Annotated in this window: 15 protein-coding genes; 5 read left to right on the forward strand and 10 right to left on the reverse strand. The window is 75.2% G+C overall.

Annotation, left to right across the window (positions count from 1 at the left end):
* The first annotated feature begins 243 nt into the window (after positions 1 to 243).
* The gene (locus ACFYWL_RS30155) at positions 244 to 918 is read left to right on the forward strand and encodes a DUF4142 domain-containing protein (protein ID WP_386979872.1); all 675 of its coding nucleotides are present in this window, start codon (positions 244 to 246) and stop codon (positions 916 to 918) included.
* Between the two features lie 89 nt (positions 919 to 1,007).
* Here the strand turns inward: ACFYWL_RS30155 and ACFYWL_RS30160 are convergent, their stop codons facing one another.
* From ACFYWL_RS30160 to ACFYWL_RS30180, 5 genes are all read right to left on the reverse strand, one after another.
* Positions 1,008 to 1,295 carry an Lrp/AsnC family transcriptional regulator gene (locus ACFYWL_RS30160; RefSeq protein ID WP_043967181.1) on the reverse strand — a complete coding sequence of 96 codons (288 nt, stop codon included), beginning with the start codon at positions 1,293 to 1,295 and terminating at the stop codon, positions 1,008 to 1,010.
* Positions 1,296 to 1,821: 526 nt separating this feature from the next.
* Positions 1,822 to 2,673, reverse strand: a complete 852-nt coding sequence (locus ACFYWL_RS30165) for an NDP-sugar synthase (RefSeq protein ID WP_386979876.1) — start codon at positions 2,671 to 2,673, stop codon at positions 1,822 to 1,824.
* Positions 2,670 to 3,203: an NUDIX hydrolase gene (locus ACFYWL_RS30170; protein WP_386979879.1), complete on the reverse strand. Its 534-nt coding sequence runs from the start codon at positions 3,201 to 3,203 to the stop codon at positions 2,670 to 2,672. The genes ACFYWL_RS30165 and ACFYWL_RS30170 overlap by 4 nt, the downstream gene beginning before the upstream one ends.
* A 53-nt stretch (positions 3,204 to 3,256) precedes the next feature.
* The gene (locus tag ACFYWL_RS30175) at positions 3,257 to 5,044 is read right to left on the reverse strand and encodes a RelA/SpoT family protein (RefSeq protein ID WP_386979931.1); all 1,788 of its coding nucleotides are present in this window, start codon (positions 5,042 to 5,044) and stop codon (positions 3,257 to 3,259) included.
* A gap of 128 nt (positions 5,045 to 5,172) precedes the next feature.
* A complete protein-coding gene (locus tag ACFYWL_RS30180) occupies positions 5,173 to 6,930 on the reverse strand; it encodes a DEDD exonuclease domain-containing protein (RefSeq protein WP_386979881.1) in 1,758 nt (585 codons plus the stop codon).
* Positions 6,931 to 7,058: 128 nt separating this feature from the next.
* Between ACFYWL_RS30180 and ACFYWL_RS30185 the strand changes: the two genes are divergently transcribed.
* From ACFYWL_RS30185 to ACFYWL_RS30200, 4 genes are all read left to right on the forward strand, one after another.
* Complete coding sequence (locus ACFYWL_RS30185; RefSeq protein WP_386979884.1) at positions 7,059 to 8,528, forward strand: NYN domain-containing protein; 1,470 nt, start codon at positions 7,059 to 7,061, stop codon at positions 8,526 to 8,528.
* Positions 8,529 to 8,661: 133 nt separating this feature from the next.
* Entirely contained in the window at positions 8,662 to 8,901 is a 240-nt protein-coding gene (locus tag ACFYWL_RS30190) for a hypothetical protein (protein WP_386979887.1), read from the forward strand.
* A 417-nt stretch (positions 8,902 to 9,318) separates the two neighbouring features.
* Positions 9,319 to 10,578: a M48 family metallopeptidase gene (locus ACFYWL_RS30195; RefSeq protein WP_386979890.1), complete on the forward strand. Its 1,260-nt coding sequence runs from the start codon at positions 9,319 to 9,321 to the stop codon at positions 10,576 to 10,578.
* A complete protein-coding gene (locus tag ACFYWL_RS30200; protein WP_386979892.1) occupies positions 10,575 to 11,699 on the forward strand; it encodes a glycosyltransferase family 4 protein in 1,125 nt (374 codons plus the stop codon). Before ACFYWL_RS30195 ends, ACFYWL_RS30200 begins: the two co-directional genes overlap by 4 nt.
* A 10-nt stretch (positions 11,700 to 11,709) precedes the next feature.
* On the opposite strand, the gene ACFYWL_RS30205 is transcribed toward ACFYWL_RS30200, so the two are convergent.
* From ACFYWL_RS30205 to ACFYWL_RS30225, 5 genes are all read right to left on the reverse strand, one after another.
* Positions 11,710 to 13,383: a putative bifunctional diguanylate cyclase/phosphodiesterase gene (locus ACFYWL_RS30205; protein ID WP_386979934.1), complete on the reverse strand. Its 1,674-nt coding sequence runs from the start codon at positions 13,381 to 13,383 to the stop codon at positions 11,710 to 11,712.
* Between the two features lie 130 nt (positions 13,384 to 13,513).
* Complete coding sequence (locus tag ACFYWL_RS30210) at positions 13,514 to 14,326, reverse strand: SAM-dependent methyltransferase (protein ID WP_386979895.1); 813 nt, start codon at positions 14,324 to 14,326, stop codon at positions 13,514 to 13,516.
* 194 nt (positions 14,327 to 14,520) lie between these two features.
* Complete coding sequence (locus ACFYWL_RS30215) at positions 14,521 to 15,189, reverse strand: response regulator transcription factor (protein WP_007072219.1); 669 nt, start codon at positions 15,187 to 15,189, stop codon at positions 14,521 to 14,523.
* A gap of 7 nt (positions 15,190 to 15,196) precedes the next feature.
* Positions 15,197 to 16,828, reverse strand: a complete 1,632-nt coding sequence (locus ACFYWL_RS30220; RefSeq protein WP_386979937.1) for a GAF domain-containing sensor histidine kinase — start codon at positions 16,826 to 16,828, stop codon at positions 15,197 to 15,199.
* A gap of 80 nt (positions 16,829 to 16,908) precedes the next feature.
* Positions 16,909 to 18,717 (reverse strand): AMP-dependent synthetase/ligase, encoded by a 1,809-nt coding sequence (locus ACFYWL_RS30225; RefSeq protein ID WP_386979898.1) that lies wholly within the window; start codon positions 18,715 to 18,717, stop codon positions 16,909 to 16,911.
* Position 18,718 lies beyond the last annotated feature (1 nt).

Raw genomic sequence — 18,718 nt, forward strand, 5'->3', positions numbered from 1 at the left:
TTAGTCCCCCCTCCCCCCCCCCAACCCCAAACCCCCCCCCCCCACCAACCCCCAATTAACAAAAACCCCGCGGGGGGGGCGCCCGGGGGCGGCCCCCCCCCCCCCACGTCCCGTTTCCGCCCCCGGGTGACCGCCGAGCGCCGGCGGCACCCCGGCGCCTCCCGCGAGGCGGCTGCGGATTCGCAGGGTTAATCCGGGTCAGCCGGGTATCCGTGCGGTCCAGCGAAAAAGGGGGAGGGAAACATGTTGGGTCTCAAGCGCCTCGGACTGCTCGCCGCCCTGGTGGTGGCGGGGTTGGCGCCCGCGGCGGCGGCGCAGGCAGCACAGCCGTCGACGCAGGACAGCCAGTACCTGCAGGCGCTGCACCAGGTGAACCTCGCGGAGATCGAGTCCGGGAACCTGGCGCAGCAGAAGGGCCAGAACCAGCAGGTCAAGGACCTGGGTGCCCAGTTCGTCACGGATCACACCCAGCTCGACGAGTCGGTGCAGGACACCGCGCAGCAGCTCAACGTGAAGCTGCCGGGCGCCCCGACCGGCGACCAGCAGAAGGTCATCAACAAGCTGAAGAAGCTCAGCGGCGCCGAGTTCGACAAGGCGTGGGTGACCGCCGAGCTGGCCGGCCACGTCCAGGCCATCCAGGCCACCCAGACGGAGATCTCGCAGGGCACCGAGCAGTCGGTGGTCCAGCTGGCCCAGAACGCCCTGCCGGTGCTCCAGGCGCACTACGACGCGCTGGTGGCCCTGGCGCAGACCCTGGGCGTCCCGGTCCCGCAGACCAGCGCCAGCGGCACAGCCAGCCCGGGCGCGACCGCCACGACGCCCGCTCCGGGCGGCACCAGCGAGGCCCCGGCCCCGGGCGGCACCTTCGAGTCGCCGGCCCCGGGGACCACCGAGACGCCGGCCCCGAGCGCCAGCTGACGCCGCGACACCCCAGGGGGTAGCCAGCCCACCGGGCGGTAGTCAGTCCACCGACCGGTGGGCTGGCTACCGCCGTCGTGGCTGCGCGATCAGTCGGTGCCGGCCAGTCCGATCGCGAACGCCTCCTCCAGGTCGTGCTGGGAGTAGGCCCGGAAGGCGATGTGCGACTCGGTGTTGATCACCCCGGGCACCTTGGAGATGCTGCCGGCGATGACCTGGGCGATCTGGTCGAACTCCCGTACCCGCACGATGGCGATCAGGTCGACGTGCCCGGCCACCGAGTAGACCTCGCTCACCCCGGGCAGGGCCGCCAGGTTCTCGGCCACCTCGGGGATCGAGTCGGTGGCGCAGTCGATCAGGACGATCGCGGTGATCACTGGTCTGCCCTTCGTCGCGCGTGCACGTCACGCCGGTGGCGGCGTCGACGACCATGGTAGGCCCGCCCGACGGCTCCCGGGCAGCGGTGGGGCGTGACCCGCCTGAAGCGCCCGGTTCGGCTACTCTCCGCGATCGCCGCGGAAGCCTTCGCGGGCGCGGGCCCATCTCACTCTGCGCTACCGCCTTCGGGCCCCGCCCGACGCCTCCCGCCCCCTTTGCTCTGCACCCAAGGACGCAACATCGCGTGGAGCTGCGCGAATGCGCGGTGGCGGAGTGGGTGGGGGCGGTGATCCGACTACGTTCGGCGACCGATGCGTGGATGGGTGCAGAGCAAAGGGGAGGGAACGGTAGGTGCGGTCGGCGGGGCCGTCGATCGCGATCCGTCACCTACCGGGGGCGGTCAGGGGGCCGAAGCCGTCCAGAGCGGGCCGGGGCGGGCCGAGGCGGGCTGGGGCAGGCAGAGGCGGGTCGGGCTGGGGCGGCCTGCGGGCCGACCCGGGGCGGGACCCGGGGCGTGCCCAGGGGTCAGTGCGGCTCCGCCGCGACGGTCAGACCCCCGGCGACGCGGACCGATCCGCTCAGGTGCTCCCCGGCGGCCACCTCCGCGCCCGGCCAGAGCACCGAGCGGGTCACCTCGCCCCGCACGGTCGCCCCCGCGCCCACCACCGCCTCCCGGCACCGGCCGGTGACCGTGGCGGTCGCGTCGACCAGGTTGCCGCCGCGCGCCGCGTGCAGGTTGGCCGCCAGGTAGTCGGCGGGCGTGCCGGTGTCGTAGAAGGTGCCGGCATAGGGCACGACGGTCAGCGCCCCGGCCGCCTCGGCCGGCCGCCACACCGCCCGGACCAGGTCGCCCGGCTGCACCGCGAGGCCCCGCACCAGCCGCCAGGGCAGCAGCGAGAAGCCGGTGAAGCGGTGGCCCGAGAAGGTGCCGGGAGCGGCCGGGTCGTCGGCGGGCTGGCCGAGCAGGCGTACGGTCTCGCCGTCCCAGCCGGCGAGCAGCGCGGCGATGTCCGGCCCCGGCTCGGCGGCCGGGTCGGCGAGGTACGCGTCGGCGTTGCCGACCAGCACGCCCCGGCCGGCGATCCAGTCCCGCAGGTTCGCCACCCCACCGGCGGTGCCGAGCGGGGCGCCCGGCTCGACCGAGAGGTGGGCCCGGTCGCCGACGTGCGCGACGACCTGCTCGCCGAGGTAGCAGGCGTTCACCGCCACCCGGGCCGGGCCGGCGAGGCCGAGCCCGGCGAGCCGGGCCAGCGCCCGGTCGAGCAGCGGCACGTTGCCCACCGGGCAGAGCGCCTTCGGCAGCCGTTCGGTGAGCGGGCGCAGCCGGGTCCCCTCGCCGGCGGCGAGCACCACCGCGCAGACCTGCGGAGCGCTCACGCGGTCGGCCCGGACGGCGCCTCGCCGGCGCGCGGCCCGATGCCGTAGCGGCCGAGCAGGTTCGCCGTGGCGCGGCTCAGCCTCGGCAGGTCGTCCAGCGGATGCCAGGCGGCCTCGAAGACCTCCGCGCCGTCGACCGTCAGCTTCGTCGTCGACGCCGGAACCTCCGCCTCGAAGACGACGTCCACCCAGCCCTTGGCGTGCACCACGGCGTTCGGCACCGCCGGGCGCAGCCGGTCGGGGGAGAGCCGGACCCCGGACTCCTCGAACAGCTCGCGGGCCGCGCCGACGACCGGATCCTCGCCGCGTTGCAGCAGCCCGGCCGGGAGTGTCCAGCTGTGCCCCGGGGGCTGGCGCAGCAGCAGCAGGCGGCCGGGGCCGTCGGCCTCGGCGTCGCGCACCAGGGTGACCGCCCCGACGATGTACTTCGGGGTGGCGAGCCGGACCAGCCGGCGGCGCATCGACACGGGGAGCCGGTAGAAGACCTGGTAGGCGAAGGCCCGTCCGGTGGCGCGGGAGCGGGGGATCATCGCCCTAGGCTAGTGGCCGGCCCGGGGCGGGCCGGGCACCGGGGGCGAAAGCGTCACTGGCGGTGGTCGACCAGGTCGATGAGCTGCCGGACCACCGCGTCCGGTTCGAGGGCCCGGTCGAAGACCGCCACCAGCAGGGTCTCCAGGTCGGGGTAGCCCAGCTCCTCCGACAGCCGCAGCAGCGGCAGGTCGTTGGCCAGCCCCCGGTCGTGCTTGCGCAGCGCCAGCCCGATCGTGGCCCGGCCGAGGCGGACCTTGTCGGCGATCGAGATGCCCGGCTCGGTGTGCTCGGCGAACCAGCGGTTGATCTGCATCTGGGCGTGCGGGGACTTGACGAAGCCGAGCCACTCCCGGCGGGGGCCGCGCGGGGCGACGTCCGCCTCGAAGCCGGACTCCGCATCGGACTCGGTAAAGATCTCCACCACGTCGCCCTCCTCCAGCTCCGAGGAGAGCGGGGCGAGCCGGCCGTTGATCCGGGCCGCCAGGCAGCGGTCGCCCCGGTCGGGGCCCAGCTCGTATGCCACGTCGACCGGGGTCGCCCCGGCCGGCAGCACCACCTGCCGCCCCTCGACGACGACCTGGATCTGCGCCTCGGCCAGGTCGCAGCGCAGCGACTCCAGGAACTGCGCCGGGTCGGGGGCCTCCTGCTCCCAGTCGAGCACCCGGCGCAGCCAGTCGAGCTGCTCGGCCTGCGCGGCGGCCCCGGCGGGTCGCGGGAAACGGAAGTCGGCGGCGATGCCGTACTCGGCGGCGCGGTGCATCTCCTCGGTGCGGATCAGCACCTCGACCGTGCGGTCCTTCGGCCCGCAGACGCTGGTGTGCAGCGAGCGGTAGAGGTTGTTCTTCGGTGAGGCGATGAAGTCCTTGAACCGGCCCGGCACGGGCCGCCAGAGGCCGTGCACCGCGCCGAGGGCGGCGTAACAGTCGGTCGCCGGGCCCTCCACGACGATCACGATCCGGGGCAGGTCGAACGGGACGCTGTGCCCGCCGGCGACGGTGTCCTTCCAGATCGAGTAGAGGTGCCGGGGCCGGGGGGAGACCTGGGCGTCGACGCGGCTGCGGCGCAACGCCACCTTCGCCTTGGCGACCACGTCGTCGAGGTACGCCGACCAGCCGGGCCGGTCGTGCACGAACCGCGCGATGCGGGCGTGCTCCTCGGGCTCCAGGTGCAGCAGCACCACGTCGTCCAGCTCGCGTTTGAGGGTCTGGATGCCGAGCCGGTCGCAGAGCGGGACGAGCACCTCCAGCGTCTTGCGGGCGATCCGCTCCCGCGACGCGGCCGAGCGGACCCCGAGGGTACGCATGTTGTGCAGCCGGTCGGCCAGCTTGATGATCAGGACCCGGACGTCCTTGCCGGCCGCGACGATCATCTTGCGGGTGGTCTCCGCCTCGGCGGCCTTGCCGTAGAACGCCTTGTCGAACTTCGTCACGCCGTCGACCAGGTGGGCCACCTCGCCGCCGAAGTCCTCCGCGAGGGCCTGGAGGGTGTAGCGGGTGTCCTCCACCGTGTCGTGCAGCAGCGCGGCCACCAGCGTGGTGGCGTCCATGCCCAGCTCGGCGCAGATCTGGGCGACCGCGAGCGGGTGGGTGATGTACGGCTCGCCGCTCTTGCGGAACTGGCCGCGGTGCATGTTCTCCGCGATCGTGTACGCCCGGCGCAGCACCGACGCCTCCGTGCCCGGGTGGATGCCCCGGTGCGTGCGGATCAGGTGGGTGACCGGGTCTGTCTCGCCGGTGGGCCAGCTCAGCAGCGACCGCAGCCGCCGCGCCAGGGGCAGGTCGCCCGGCTGGGTCGGGAGCGCGCCCCCCAGGGCGGCGCCGTGTCCGGCGTCGACGTCCACGAGGGACACCTCCTCACCCCGGCTCCTCGGTCGCCGGGCACGGCGACCGGGAGCAGGCCCACGAAACGGGCAGTACTGCACTTCCTTAACAGCCTAAGCGAGCCGAGGTCGTCCGATCGGTCACTTGGTCATGGGCGTTCGGTCGAGAGTTGGTGGGATGCGGCGCTCTCGATCTTGCTGAGCAGGTCGCGGAAGCGGGCCGCCCCGGCGACCGGGGACGCCCACCCGGAGGACATCTCCACCAGCCGGGTCTCGGGCCGCTCCAACCAGGACAGGATGCGCTCGGACTCCTCGGCGGAGGCCCGGGGCACCGGGCCGGGGCCGGGCGGCACCGTCTCGGCGGTCGCCCGGATCAGCTCGATCGTCGGTCGCGGGTGGACCCCCGGCGGGGAGACCCCGGCCCCGGCCAGCCGGCCGTGCCGGACCAGGGCCAGCTCCCAGCCGCCCCGGGCGGCCGGCCGGGCGGCGGCCAGCTCGGCGATCCCGGCCAACGCGGTCAACCGTTGCATCCGGACGGTGGCCCGCAGCACCGCCGCGAGCCGGGCCCGCACCACCGTCGCCTCCTCGTAGCGCTGGTCGGCCGCCAGCGCCCCGATGCGGGCCAGCAGGGCGTGCACCACGGGCCCCGGGTCGGTGGCGGTGGCCGCGCGGAACGGGTCGACGGCGCGGGCCGCGTACTCCCCCGGGGTGATCCGGTGTTCGCAGGGCGCCGGGCAGCGACCCAGCTCGGCCAGCGCGCACGCCGGGGTGACCGTGCGCAGCGACAACCGGTGGGTGCACTGGCGCAGCGGGAGCGCGTCGTGGAAGCCGGCGGCGGCCAGCTCCGCCGCCCGCCGGGAGCCGAACGGGCCGAGGTAGCCCTCGTCGCCGTCGGCCAGCGACCGCACCACCGACAACCGGGGGTACGGCCCGTCGGTGAGCTTGAGCCAGACCATCCGCTCGGGAAACTTCGACCGCCGGTTGTACGGCGGCGCGTGCGCGCCGATCAGCCGCAGCTCGCGCACCTCGGCCTCCAGCGAGTGGGCGCACTCGACCGCCTCCACCCGCTCGGCGGCGGCCAGCATCTCCGACATCCGGGCCCGCTTCTCCGCGGCCGTGAAGTAGCTGCGCACCCGGGTGGCGATGTCGCCGGAGGTGCCGACGTAGAGCGGCCGGTCGTCGGCGGCCCGGAAGATGTAGACCCCCGGCGCCTTCGGCAGCCCGTCGGCGAGGTGGCGCTTGCGGCGCTGCGTCGGGGTGACCGCCCGGGCGAACTCGATCGCCTCCCCGACGGTGTCGACCCGGTGCCCGCCGAGGCGCGCGATGAGGCCGTGCAGCACGTCGACGGTGGCCTTCGCGTCGTCGAGCGCGCGGTGGGTGGGCCGGGTGGCCGTGCGGAAGTAGGCCGACAGGGTGGCCAGCTTGCGGTTGGGCACCTCGTCGCGGCTGAGCACCCGCCGGGCCAGCGCCGCCGTGTCCAGCACCCGGGGGTTGGGCCAGCGGTAGCCGTGCCGGGCGCAGGCGGCCTTGAGGAAACCGACGTCGTACGGCGCGTTGTGGGCGACCAGCACCGCGTCGGCGACGAACTCCAGGAAGCTCGGCAGCACCTGCTCGATCGGCGGCGCGGAAACCAGCATGGCCTGGGTGATCCCGGTCAGCACGGTGATGAACGGCGGGATCGGCACGCCCGGGTTGACCAGGGTGGCCAGCACCCCCAGCTCCTCGCCGCCGCGCACCTTCACCGCGCCGATCTCGGTGATGCCGCCGCCGTCCGGCGCGCCGCCGGTGGTCTCCAGGTCGACCACCACGAATGTCGTCGCGTGCAGGGGCAGCGCCGGATCCACGCCGTCGCCCGCCGCCTGGCCCAGCCCGGCGAGCGCCTGCTGGACGTATTCCGCTCCGCCCACCCCGGGCACGGTAGACCCCCGGTCCGACACTCCCGCAACACCGGCCCCACGCGCCACCCCTGGGGCTAGGATGAGAGATCAGCTCACTCACCGGGCGGTGGGCCCGGTCGCGGTGGGAGACTTGCCACATGCCCCTCACCGAGTCGCACGACGACAACCTCCCGCTGGAGGAGTCGGTCGACGCCGTGCGCCACCCCGGTGAGGACGCCCCGACCGCCGAGGCGAGCGCTCCGCCCGAGGCTGAGGCCGAGCCGGAGCCCGAGGCCGAGCCGGAGCCCGAGGCCGAGCCGGAGCCGGAGCCGACGCTGCCGGAGCCCGTGCGGCAGCGGATCGTCGCCCTCACCGCCGCCGTCCTGCCGGTGCTGCCCGGCGACGAGGTGCCCGTGCCGCTGCGCCGGGTGGCCAAGTTCGCGCCCAACCGGCGGGCCCGGCTGGGCGCGCCGATGATCGCCGCCCAGCTCACCGCCGACCCGCTGTTCCGGCAGCGGATCACCGCCCGGGTGCTCGCCGACTCCGGCGACCTGGGCGCCGCCGTGGTCGCCGGCACCGCCCCGGCCGCGGCCGACCCGGTCGAGGTCGCCGCCCTGGCCTACCTGGCCCGGCCCCGGGGCTGGCGGGAGCTGATCGACGCCAGCGGGGCGGCGGTGCGCGCCGAGGCGGACAAGGCCGTCGTCGACGAGCTGGTCCGCGAGGCCGAGCAGCGCGCCAGCCGGGCCGAGCACGACCGGGCGGTGGCCCGGGTCGAGGCCGACAAGCTCCGCGACGAGCTGGCCCGCGTCCGCGACGAGCTCGGCCAGCTCCGCGAGGAGAACCGGCAGCTCGCCCGCGCCCTGCGCGAGGCGCAGGCCCGGGAGCGCCGGGCGACCGAGCTGCTGGCCACCGAGCGGGGCCGGGCCACCCGCGCCGCGACCGAGGCGGACGCCGAGCTGCGCCGCGCCCGGGCCCGGCTGGCCGAGGCCGAGGCGGCGGCCGGGGTGGCCCGCGCCAGCGCCAAGGAGGCCCGCTCCGTCGACGACGCGAAGCTCTGGCTGCTGCTGGAGACGATCGGGCAGGCCGCCGTCGGGCTGCGCCGCGAGCTGGCGCTCGACCCGGTCGACCGGCTCCCCGCCGACTTCGTGGCCGACACCTTCGCCGACCAGCCGAACGCCACCCCGGCCGGCGCCGCCACCCGGGCCCGGGACACCGACGACCCGGCCCGGCTCGACCAGCTTCTCGCGCTGCCGAAGGCGCACCTGGTGGTGGACGGCTACAACGTGACGAAGCGGGGCTTCGGCGAGATGTCGCTGGAGCAGCAGCGCAAGCGGCTGATCACCGGGCTGGGCGGGATCGCGGCGCAGACCGGCGACGAGGTCACGGTGGTCTTCGACGGCGCCGAGCGGATGCACGGCCTGCCGCCGACCCCGCGCGGCGTGCGGGTGCTCTTCTCCCGCAAGGGCGAGACCGCCGACGAGCTGATCCGCCGACTGGTCCGCGCCGAACCGGCCGGCCGGCCGGTCGTCGTGGTCTCCTCCGACCGCGAGGTCGCCGACGGGGTACGCCGGCACGGCGCGTACCCGCTCGGGGCCGACTCGCTGCTGCGCCGCCTCGCCCGGTCCTGACGTTCTGGGGCGGAAGCGGGCCGGTTGTCCGAATCTGTCGTACCCCGGTCGTAGTGTCGGCGTGACCGACGGTGGTCGGGCGGTGGCGACGCCGTCCCGGCCCGTCCACCGACGCATCGCTTCAGGAGGAACGATGCTGATCGACTGCGACAGGTGCCGCGTGCGGGGCGCGGGCTGCGGCGGCTGCCTGGTGACCGCCCTGCTCGACGTCGCCGCCCCGGAGGCCGACCTCGGCCCCGCCGAGCTGCGGGCCATCGAGGTGTTCGCCCGCGCCGGCTTCGACGTCGAGGTGCTGCCGGGCGGTGAGGTGCTGCCCGACGTCGAGGTGCTGCCGGCTCCCCGCCCGAGGCGACGCCGCCGCCGCGCCGCCTGAAGCACGCCCTCGACGTGCAGCGCAGCTCGGCCAGATCTTGGATAATTTCGGCCCCTGGAGGGGCCGGTTCGCGCCAAGATCTGCCTGATCAGGCCGGCTGCCGCGCGCCGTGGTCGACGGTCAGGGTGCCCTGCGCCATGAGCGAGCGCGAACACCGCGAGCGCGGTCGTGCGGGCTGGCCCGCGCGGGGCCACGCCAGGGCGCGGAGCCGTGCGGCAATAGGATGGGCGCTCACGGCGGGAGGAGCGGCGGCATGAGGCGAGCACGAGGGCGAGCCCCCGACGGCGCACGCTCCGAGGACTCCGCCCGCTCACGGTCCGCCCGCCCACGGTCCGGCCGCTCACGGTCCGGCCGCTCACGGTCCGCCCGCCCACGGGCCGGCCACCCGGGGTTCGCAGGCGCGCGCGGGGCGGCCCGGTGACGCCGCGCGGCTGGGCGGTGCTCACCCTCGCCGGGCTCACCGTCGCGCTGCTCGTCGCCGTCGCCCTGCTCGTGCCCTGGCACCGGCCGCCGGCCCCCCGCGCCGACCAACTCGCCGCCCTGCGGGACCTCCCGACCGAGCAGGTCGCCCGGGCCCGCGCCTTCCGTGCCGCGCTGCGCCCCGGCGGCTGGGCCGCGCTCGCCGTGGGCCTGCTGGTGGCCCTGGTGGTCGGCCTGACCCCGCTGGGCGGTCGCCTGGTGGAGCTGGTGGCCCGCCCGTTCGGCGGCCACTGGATCGCCCAGGCCGTGCTCGGCGGGCTCGCCGTGCTGCTCGTCGCCGACCTGATCACCCTGCCGTTCGCCGCCTGGCGGCAGACGGTCCTCACCCGCTACGGGCTGAGCACCCAGGGCTGGGCCGGCTGGGCGACCGACCTGCTCAAGTCGTACGCCGTCAGCGCCGTGATCGGCGCGCTCGCCCTGCTCGGCTTCTACGCCGTGGTCCGGCTCGCCCCGCGCTGGTGGTGGGCCCTCGGCGCGGCCGGCGCGGCCGGGCTGGTGGTGCTGCTGTCGTTCGTGCTGCCGGTGCTGGTGGAGCCGGTGTTCAACCGGTTCACCCCGATGGAGCAGGGGCCGCTGCGCACCGAGCTGACGGCCATGGCGGCCCGCGACGGGGTGCCGGTGCGCGACGTGCTGGTCGCCGACGCGTCCCGGCGCACCCGCGCGGTCAACGCGTACGTCTCCGGGCTCGGGCCGACCCGCCGGGTCGTCGTCTACGACACGCTGCTGCGGGAGGCGACCCCGGCCGAGGTGACCAGCGTCGTCGCGCACGAGCTGGGGCACGCGAAGGACCGCGACGTCTGGACGGGCACCCTCACCGGGGCGCTGGGCGCCGCGCTGGGCGTGGTCGTGCTCTACCTGCTCGGCTCCGCCGGCCCGCTGCTGCGCCTGGCCGGCGTCGACTCGATCGCCGAGCCGCGGGCGTTCCCGCTGCTGCTCGCCCTGGTGACGGTGGCCGGCCTGGTGACCGCCCCGGCCCAGGCGCTGGTGTCCCGTCGGGTCGAGGCGCGGGCCGACGCGCACGCCCTCGCCCTCACCGGCGACCCGGCCACCTTCGAGGCGATGCAGCGTCGCCTGGCCGGGGTGAACCTGGCCGACCCCGACCCGCCCCGCTGGGAATACCTCTACTCGGCGTCGCACCCGTCCACGGTCGAGCGGATGGCCGCCGCCCGCGCCTACGCCAGGGAGGCCGGCCGATGAGCCGCACGCTGCTGATCACCAACGACTTCCCGCCCCGCCCGGGCGGCATCCAGTCCTTCGTGCACAACCTCGCCGTGCGCCAGCCCACCGGCTCCGTGGTGGTCTACGCCTCCAGCTGGCGGGGGGCCGACAAGTTCGACGCCGACCAGCCGTTCGAGGTGGTCCGGGAGCGCACGAAGGTGCTGCTGCCCACCCCGCTGATCGCCCGCCGGGCCGCCCGGCTGGCCCGCCGGCACGACTGCGACACCGTCTGGTTCGGGGCGGCGGCCCCGCTCGGGCTGCTCGCCGCCGGGCTGCGCCGCCGCGCCGGGATCCGCCGGGTGGTCGCCCTGACCCACGGGCACGAGGTGGGGTGGGCGGCGCTGCCCGTGGCCCGCACGGCGCTGCGCCGGATCGGCCACGGCGCGGACGTGATCACCTACCTGGGCGAGTACACCCGGGTCCGGCTGGAGCGGGCGCTGGACGGGCTGACCGAGCTGCACCGGCTGGCCCCCGGGGTCGACGTCGACACGTACCATCCGTCGGTCGACGGCGAGCCGGTGCGGGCCCGGCTCGGCCTCGCGGACCGGCCGGTGGTGGTCTGCGTCTCCCGCCTGGTGCCGCGCAAGGGCCAGGACATGCTGATCCGGGCCCTGCCGGAGATCCGCCGCCGGGTGCCCGACGCGGCGCTGCTGGTCGTCGGCGGCGGGCCCTACCGGGCCGACCTGGAGAAGCTGGCCCGGCAGACCGGCGTCGAGCGGGACGTCGTCTTCACCGGCTCGGTGCCGGCGGCGGAACTGCCCGCGCACTACGCCGCCGGTGACGTCTACGCGATGCCCTGCCGCACCCGCAACCGGGGCTTGGACGTCGAGGGGCTCGGCATCGTCTACCTGGAGGCGTCGGCGACCGGGCTGCCCGTGGTGGCCGGCGACTCCGGCGGCGCGCCGGACGCCGTCCGCGAGGGCGAGACGGGATACGTGGTCCCCGGCCGCGACGTCGCCCAGCTCGCCGACCGGGTGGCCACCCTGCTCGCCGACCGGGACCTGGCCCGGCAGCTCGGCGCGGCGGGCCGGGCCTGGGTGGAGCGGGAGTGGCGCTGGGAGACCCAGGCCGCCCGGCTGGCCGGCCTCCTCGCCGGCTGACCCCGCCGCCTCAGCCGGCGGACAGGCGTTCCACCAGGCGCGCGGCGGACGCCGGCTTGCCGAAGTGCCAGCCCTGGGCGGCGTCGCAGCCGATGGCCCGCAGCCGGTCGGCCTGCCCCTCGGTCTCGACCCCCTCGGCCGTCACGGTCAGGTCCAGCGCGTGCGCCAGCGAGACCAGGGACGCGAGGATCCGCTCGTCGGTGCGGCTCGCCGGGTCGTCCGCCGGGGCGCGCAGCCCCGCCACGAACTCCCCGGCCACCTTCAGCTCGGTCACCGGCAGGTCCCGCAGGTACGCCAGGTTGCAGTAGCCGGTGCCGAAGTCGTCGATGGCGATCCGCACGCCCATGTCGGCCAGCACCCGCAGGGCGCGCACCGGCTCCTCCACCGCGCTCATCATGGTGCTCTCGGTGACCTCAAGCTGGAGCCGCTCGGGTGGCAGGCCGGTGCGTTCGAGGACGTCGCGCACCTCCCGCACCAGGCCGGGCCGGTGCACCTGGCGGACCGCCAGGTTGACGCTGACGAACGGCGCGGCGACGCCGAACGACGACCAGGCCGCCGCCTCCCGGCACGCCTCGGCGAGCACCCAGCTGCCCAGCGGCACGATCAGCCCGGTCTCCTCGGCCAGCTCGATGAAGCTGCCCGGGTAGAGCTTGCCCAGCTCGGGGTGCCGCCAGCGGACCAGCGCCTCGACGCCGAGCACCCGGCCGTCGCACAGGGACGTCAGCGGCTGGTAGTCGAGGTGGAACTCGCCCCGGTCGAGGGCCGCCGGTATCGCCGCGGACAGGGCGTACCGGGCCAGCTCGCGGCGGCTGCGCTCGACGTCGAACAGCGACCAGCGCGCGCCGCCGTCCGCCTTGGCCCAGTGCAGGGTGGCGTCGGCGGCCCGCATCAGGTCGACCGGGGTGGTGCCGGCCACGGGACGCTCGACGATGCCGATGCTCGCCGACACGGTCAGCTCGTGCCCGTCGACCAGGGCCGGCTCGCTGACCGCCGCGAGCGCCGTCTCGGCCACCTTCACCACGTCGTCGGTGCCCGCCGTGCGCTCGACCAGGATGACGAACTCGTCGCCGCCGAGGCGGGCGACCAGGTGCTCGCCGAGCGCGTGGCGCAGCCGGTCGGCCACCGACACCAGCAGCATGTCGCCGACCTGGTGGCCGAGGGAGTCGTTGACCACCTTGAAGCGGTCCAGGTCGAGGAAGCACACGCCGACCCGGTCCGCGCCCCGGCCGGGGGAGTCGATCGCGGCGGCCAGCCGCTCGGTGAACAGCGTGCGGTTGGGCAGGTCGGTCAGCGGGTCGTGGGTGGCCTGGTGGCGGAACCGGGCCTCGCTGTCCCGCAGCGCCCGCTCGGCCTCCGCGCGGGCCACCATCGCGGCCCGGCGGATCGACTCCTGCTCGTCGAGCGTCCGGTCCCGCAGCGCCCGGGCGTAGCCGGTCGCCACCGTGGCCAGCAGCCGGGCCATCCGGTCCTCGGCGTCCTCGGTGACCAGCCCCAGGTCGCGCAGCAGCCGGAGCTGGATGACCTCGATGGTCCGGCCCAGGCCCTCGGCGGAGGCGACGTGCGCCGCCACCAGCTCGGCGCCGACCTGGTGGCCGACCCGCACGTCGAACGGCTCGGACACCAGCGCCTCGGCCAGCCGCCCGGTGAGCCGGTGCAGCAGCGCCTCCAACTGGGCCTGCGTCATCGGCAGGTAGCTGGTGCCGGAGACCGCCTTCGCCCAGGCCCGGGCGAACACGCTCGGGCAGCAGGCGGGCGCCCCCGGGCAGGAGGCGCGACCGCCGGGGACTGACGGGCCTGACGGGCCGTCCGGATGCTCACCCACCGAGCCGCCCGACGCCGCCCATGAAGACCGCCTTCTCGGCGTCCTCGGCGCTCTCCGGGGTCTCCGGCCGCCACTGCGGCACCCAGACCACCCCCGGGTCGACCAGCGGGAAGCCGTCGAAGAGGGCGGTCAGCTCGCGCCGGCTGCGGATCACCAGCGGGTTGTCGGTGCGCTGGTAGACCGCCTCGGCCTCCTCGCGTTCCCCGGTGTGGCGTCGGTCGTCGTCGCTGGCCTGCGACATCACCAGGTAGCTGCCGGGGGCGAGCGCCGCGCGCAGGGTACGCAGGATCTCGGCGGGCCGGTCCTCGTCGGGCACGAAGTGCAGCACCGCCACGATCATCACCGCGACCGGCTGGGAGAAGTCGAGCATCCGGGTCACCTCGGGGTGGGCCAGGATGCGCTCCGGGTGACGCAGGTCCTCCTGGAGGACGGCCACCCGGTCGTTGCCGCTGAGGATCTCCCGGCTGTGCGCCACGGCCACCGGGTCGACGTCGACGTAGACCACCCGGGACTCCGGAGCGACCCGCTGGGCGATCTCGTGCACGTTGCCGACGGTCGGGATGCCGGAGCCGATGTCGAGGAACTGGCGGATGCCCGACTCGGCGAGGAACTGCACCGCCCGGCGCAGGAAGGCCCGGTTGGCCTGGGCCATCAACGGGGCGTCGGGCACCGCGGCGACCATCGCCCGCGCGGCGGCCCGGTCGGCGGCGAAGTTGTGCGAGCCGCCGAGATAGTAGTCGTACATGCGGGCCACGCTGGGGCGCTCGATGTCGATCGTGTCGGGTGCCCAGTCCGGCCGCTGCATGCCCTACCCCTTTTGTCAACGACGCGGGCCACGCCGCCCGCGCGGGTCACCCGGTATTCTGCCCCGCCCGTCGGGCGGGTGACCAGAGAGGGCCGCGGTCGGCCTGCCCGCCCGGCCGGAGGGTCCCGTTGACCGGACTCACCGGCCGCTGCGGAAGCCCCCCGGCCGGCGGCTGCCGGCCGGGCGGGACGGCGTCAGAACTTCGGGGCGTCGGGCGCTTCGAGCAGGCCGAGCCGCAGCGCCGTCATCAGCGCCTGCGCCCGGTTGGCCGCGCCCAGCTTCTCGTAGAGCTTCGAGATGTGGGTCTTGGCCGTCGACTCGCTGACGAAGAGCTGCTTGGCGATGCCGGCCACGCTCATCCCGTCGGCGAGCAGCCGCAGCACCTGGCCCTCGCGGGGGGAGAGCTGAGGGCCGGACGGCGCGAGCCGCCGCTTCATCGCCTCGGCCAGGTCGGCCGCCGTGAACGCGCTCGGCGAGGAGGCGGCGTGCCGGGCGGCGGCCACCACCTCGTCGGCCGGGGCCGTCTTCGGCACGAACGCGCTCGCGCCGGCCTCCAGCGCGCCGAAGAGCTGGTCGTCGCCCGCATACATGGTGAGCACGACGATGCCCATCGACGCGCTGGACTTGCGGAGCGCGCGGGTGGCCTCCAGGCCACTGCCGTCGGGCAGCCGCAGATCCATGATCACCACGTCGGGCTGGAGGGCGCCGGCCTGCCGGACCCCCTCCGCCGCCGTGGCGGCCTCACCGACGACCTCGAACTGCCGGTCCCGCTCGAAGGCGTGCCGCAGCCCCTTGCGGATCAGATCGTGATCGTCGACAAGGAGGACCTTGGTGCGGGTCGCCGGTGTGGGGCTTGTGGTCATCCTCGGGTTACTCCCCTTCTGCTGCTGCCGCCTTGCCGCGCACCCTATCGCGCCGGGGCGAGGAGCCGAGCACCACCGCCACGGTCGTGCCACTGGGCTGGCGCGGCCTGATCTCCAGTCGGCCCCGGATACGTTCCGCCCTCTCGGCCATGATCGCAAGACCGTAGTGCCCGTCCGTGCGCTGCTCACCGATGCCGTGACCGTCATCCGACACTTCGATCTGGGCGTACGGGGGATCCACCTCGCAGGTGACCCACAGGTTCGCCGCACCGGCGTGCTTGCGGGCGTTGGTCACCGCCTCCTGGGCGATGCGCAACAGCTCGGCCTCGGTCGCGGCGGGCAGCCGCGCGGTGGACTCGTCCAGCGACAGGTGCACCCGCAGCCCGCCGGACGCCCCGACGGTGCGCGCGTACTCGGCGATGGCGGCGGCCAGGCCGCCGTGCCGGTCCACCTCGCTGCGCAGCTCGAACAGGCTCAGCCGCAGCTCGGTGATGACCCGGGTCACCTCGCCGCGCAGGGTGCGCAGCGCCTCGGCCGTCTCCTTCGGGTCCTCCTCCACGTACGCCAGGGCGTTGTCGATGCCGTACCCGACCATGACCAGCTCCTGGGCGACCCCGTCGTGGATCTCCCGGGCCAGCCGCTGCCGCTCCTCGTTGGTGGCCAGCGAACGCACCTCGTCGAACAGCAGCGCGGCCTCCAGCCGCAGCGCCGCCGGGCGGGTCAGCGCGGTCACCCGGGACACCACCGGCGGCGGGTACGCCTGCGCGACGTCCGCCTCCATCACCAGCATGCCGACCGTGCGGACCCCGGCGACCAGCGGCACGATCAGCGCGGAGACGTCGCCGCCGGTGTGCGAGCGGGCCTGCGAGCGGCTGGCGGTCTGCGGCTGCTGGCTGGCCCAGGCGTCGGCGATCGCCGAGTCGGCGTCGAGCGTGGTCTCCCAGTCGACCCGGTCCACGCCCACCTGGGCGAGCACCACCAGCCGGCCCCCGCCGCTGGCGGAGAGCACCGCCGCCCGCTCGGCCCGGGCCACGGTGCGCAGCTCCTCCAGCAGGTGCTCGGAGATGCCGCCCGGGTCGAGGGTCGCCCCCGGAAGCTGCCGGGCCACCGTGCGCAACTGGGTCAGCAGCCGGGTCGCCTCCGCGTACGGCTGGGGTTTGCCCTCGCCGCGGACCCGCATCACCCGGTGCAGGGTGCCGGCGGTGTAGAGGCCCAGCCCGGCGAGGATCAGCCACTGGGCGCAGACCGCCAGGTAGCCCGGCTGGCCGAGCTGCCGGCCGCCGTCGACCTGGGTGAGGGCGGCGCTGGTCACCAGGGTGGCGGCGGTGACGGCGAGCAGCGCCGCGCCCTCGCGGAACCGGCGGCGCAGCGCGGTCACCGTCACCGGGACGGCGAGGTACGGCAGCACGGCCGACGCGCCGAGGCCGCCGATCGTGCCGTTGAGGGTGGTGACCGCGGCGACCTGGCTCGCGGCCAGCCCCAGCACCACCACCTCGGCGAAGCGGCTGAGCGGGCCGAGCAGCCGGTGCTGGGGGGCGAGGGCGGCGGGCAGCCCGGCGACGCCGAGCAGGGCGATCCACCAGAGGTGGCCGGCGTCGCGGGTGGCGAAGAAGGTGAGGACGGCGACCAGCGCGAGCATCACCACGCGCGCGGCGGTGGCGAGCGGCTGCGTCGGCGGCCGGGTGGGTGTCGAGGAGTCGGGCACGTGACGGATCGTAGTCAGCGGCGGTAGATCTCGGCGATCTCCGCCGCGTACGTGGTCTGCACGACCTGCCGCTTGACCTTCAGCGACGGGGTCAGCTCCCCGGTGGCCTCGGTGAAGTCGTGCGGCAGGATCCGGAACACCTTGATCGCCTCGGCCTTGGAGACGGCCTGGTTGGCCTGGTCGACCGCGCCCTGCACCTCGGCGCGCAGCGCCTCGTCGTCGCGCAGCTCGTCGACGCCGGTGCCCTCGGGGCGGCCGTGGGCGGCGAGCCACTTCGGCAGCGCCTCCTCGTCGATGGTGACCAGCGCGGAGATGAACGGCCGCCCGTCGCCGACGACGACGCACTGGCTGATCAGCGGGTGCGCCCGGACCTGGTCCTCCAGCACCGCCGGGGCGACGTTCTTGCCGCCGGCGGTCACGATGATCTCCTTCTTTCGGCCGGTGATGCTGAGGAAGCCGTCGGTGTCGAGCTGCCCGAGGTCGCCGGTGCGGAACCAGCCGTCCGCGCTGAGCACCTCGGCGGTGGCCTCCTCGTTGCGCCAGTAGCCCTGGAAGATCAGGTCGCCGGAGATCAGGATCTCCCCGTCGTCGGCGATCCGGATGGTCACGCCGGGCAGCGGCCGGCCGACGGTGCCGATCCTCGTGGCGTCGGGCAGGTTCGCGGCGGCGGCGGGTGAGGTCTCGGTCAGCCCGTACCCCTCGCAGACGGTCACCCCGATGCCCCGGAAGAAGTGCCCGAGCCGGGCCCCGAGCGGCGCGCCGCCGGAGATCGCGTCGCGGCACCGGCCGCCGAGGGCGGCCCGCAGCTTGCGGTAGACCAGCTTGTCGAAGACCGCGTGCTGCACGCGCAGCGCCACGCCCGGCCCGCCCGGTGACTCCAGCGCCTCGCTGTACGCCACGGCGACCTGCTCGGCCCGGTCGAAGATCTTGCCCTTGCCGTCGGCCTCGGCCTTCTGCCGGGCCCCGTTGTAGACCTTCTCGAAGACGCGGGGCACCGACAGCACGAAGGTCGGCCGGAACGCCTGGAGCTCGGCGACCAGGTTCTTGGTGTCGGCGCAGTGCGCCATGGTGGCCCGGGCCTGCACCACGCCGATCTGGATGAGCCGGGCGAAGGCGTGCGCGAGGGGGAGGAACAACAGGGTCGACGCGCCCGGGCGCAGGAAGAGGTTCGGCAGCACCGGGACGGCGTTGGCGATGTCGGCGTACATGTTGCGGTGGGTCAGCACGCAGCCCTTGGGGCGGCCGGTGGTGCCACTCGTGTAGATGATGGTGGCGACGTCGTCGGCCTTGACCGCCGTGCGCCGCCGGTCGATCTCGACCGGGTCGACCGTGGCCCCGGCGGCGACCAGCTCGTCGACCGCGCCCAGCTCGATCTGCCAGAGTGTGACCAGCTCGGGGAGCCGGTCGCGGACGCCCTCGACGAGGCTGGCATGGGCGGTCGTCTCGACCACGGCGGCGACCGCGCCGGAGTCGGCCAGGATCCAGGCGGCCTGCTCGGCGCTGGACGTCTCGTAGATCGGCACGGTGACCGCGCCCGCCGCCCAGATGGCGTAGTCGAACAGGGTCCACTCGTAGCGGGTGCGGCTCATCAGGGCGACCCGGTCGCCGGGGGAGACGCCGGCGGCGACCAGCCCCCGGGCCACGGCGACCACCTCGTCGCGGAACTGCCGGCAGGTCACCTCGACCCAGCCGGCGGCCGGCGCGACGGCGGGGCGGGCGAACTGGACGGCCTCCGGGGCGGTCTCGGCATTGTCCCAGACCGGGTCGGTGAGGTTGGCCGAGTCGCCGACGGTGACGATCGGCGGGACGGAGAACTCGCGCACC

It is taken from the genome of Micromonospora sp. NPDC002575, assembly GCF_042889525.1.
GTDB lineage: Bacteria > Actinomycetota > Actinomycetes > Mycobacteriales > Micromonosporaceae > Micromonospora > Micromonospora carbonacea.

Coding starts and splice junctions, on each gene's coding strand:
- ACFYWL_RS30220 (WP_386979937.1), bottom strand. CDS start 16,828: ATGCTCGCGCTGGTCGCCGTCCTCACCTTCTTCGCCACCCGCGACGCC.
- ACFYWL_RS30170 (WP_386979879.1), bottom strand. CDS start 3,203: ATGATCCCCCGCTCCCGCGCCACCGGACGGGCCTTCGCCTACCAGGTC.
- ACFYWL_RS30185 (WP_386979884.1), top strand. CDS start 7,059: ATGCCCCTCACCGAGTCGCACGACGACAACCTCCCGCTGGAGGAGTCG.
- ACFYWL_RS30155 (WP_386979872.1), top strand. CDS start 244: ATGTTGGGTCTCAAGCGCCTCGGACTGCTCGCCGCCCTGGTGGTGGCG.
- ACFYWL_RS30205 (WP_386979934.1), bottom strand. CDS start 13,383: ATGACGCAGGCCCAGTTGGAGGCGCTGCTGCACCGGCTCACCGGGCGG.
- ACFYWL_RS30190 (WP_386979887.1), top strand. CDS start 8,662: ATGCTGATCGACTGCGACAGGTGCCGCGTGCGGGGCGCGGGCTGCGGC.
- ACFYWL_RS30215 (WP_007072219.1), bottom strand. CDS start 15,189: ATGACCACAAGCCCCACACCGGCGACCCGCACCAAGGTCCTCCTTGTC.
- ACFYWL_RS30200 (WP_386979892.1), top strand. CDS start 10,575: ATGAGCCGCACGCTGCTGATCACCAACGACTTCCCGCCCCGCCCGGGC.
- ACFYWL_RS30210 (WP_386979895.1), bottom strand. CDS start 14,326: ATGCAGCGGCCGGACTGGGCACCCGACACGATCGACATCGAGCGCCCC.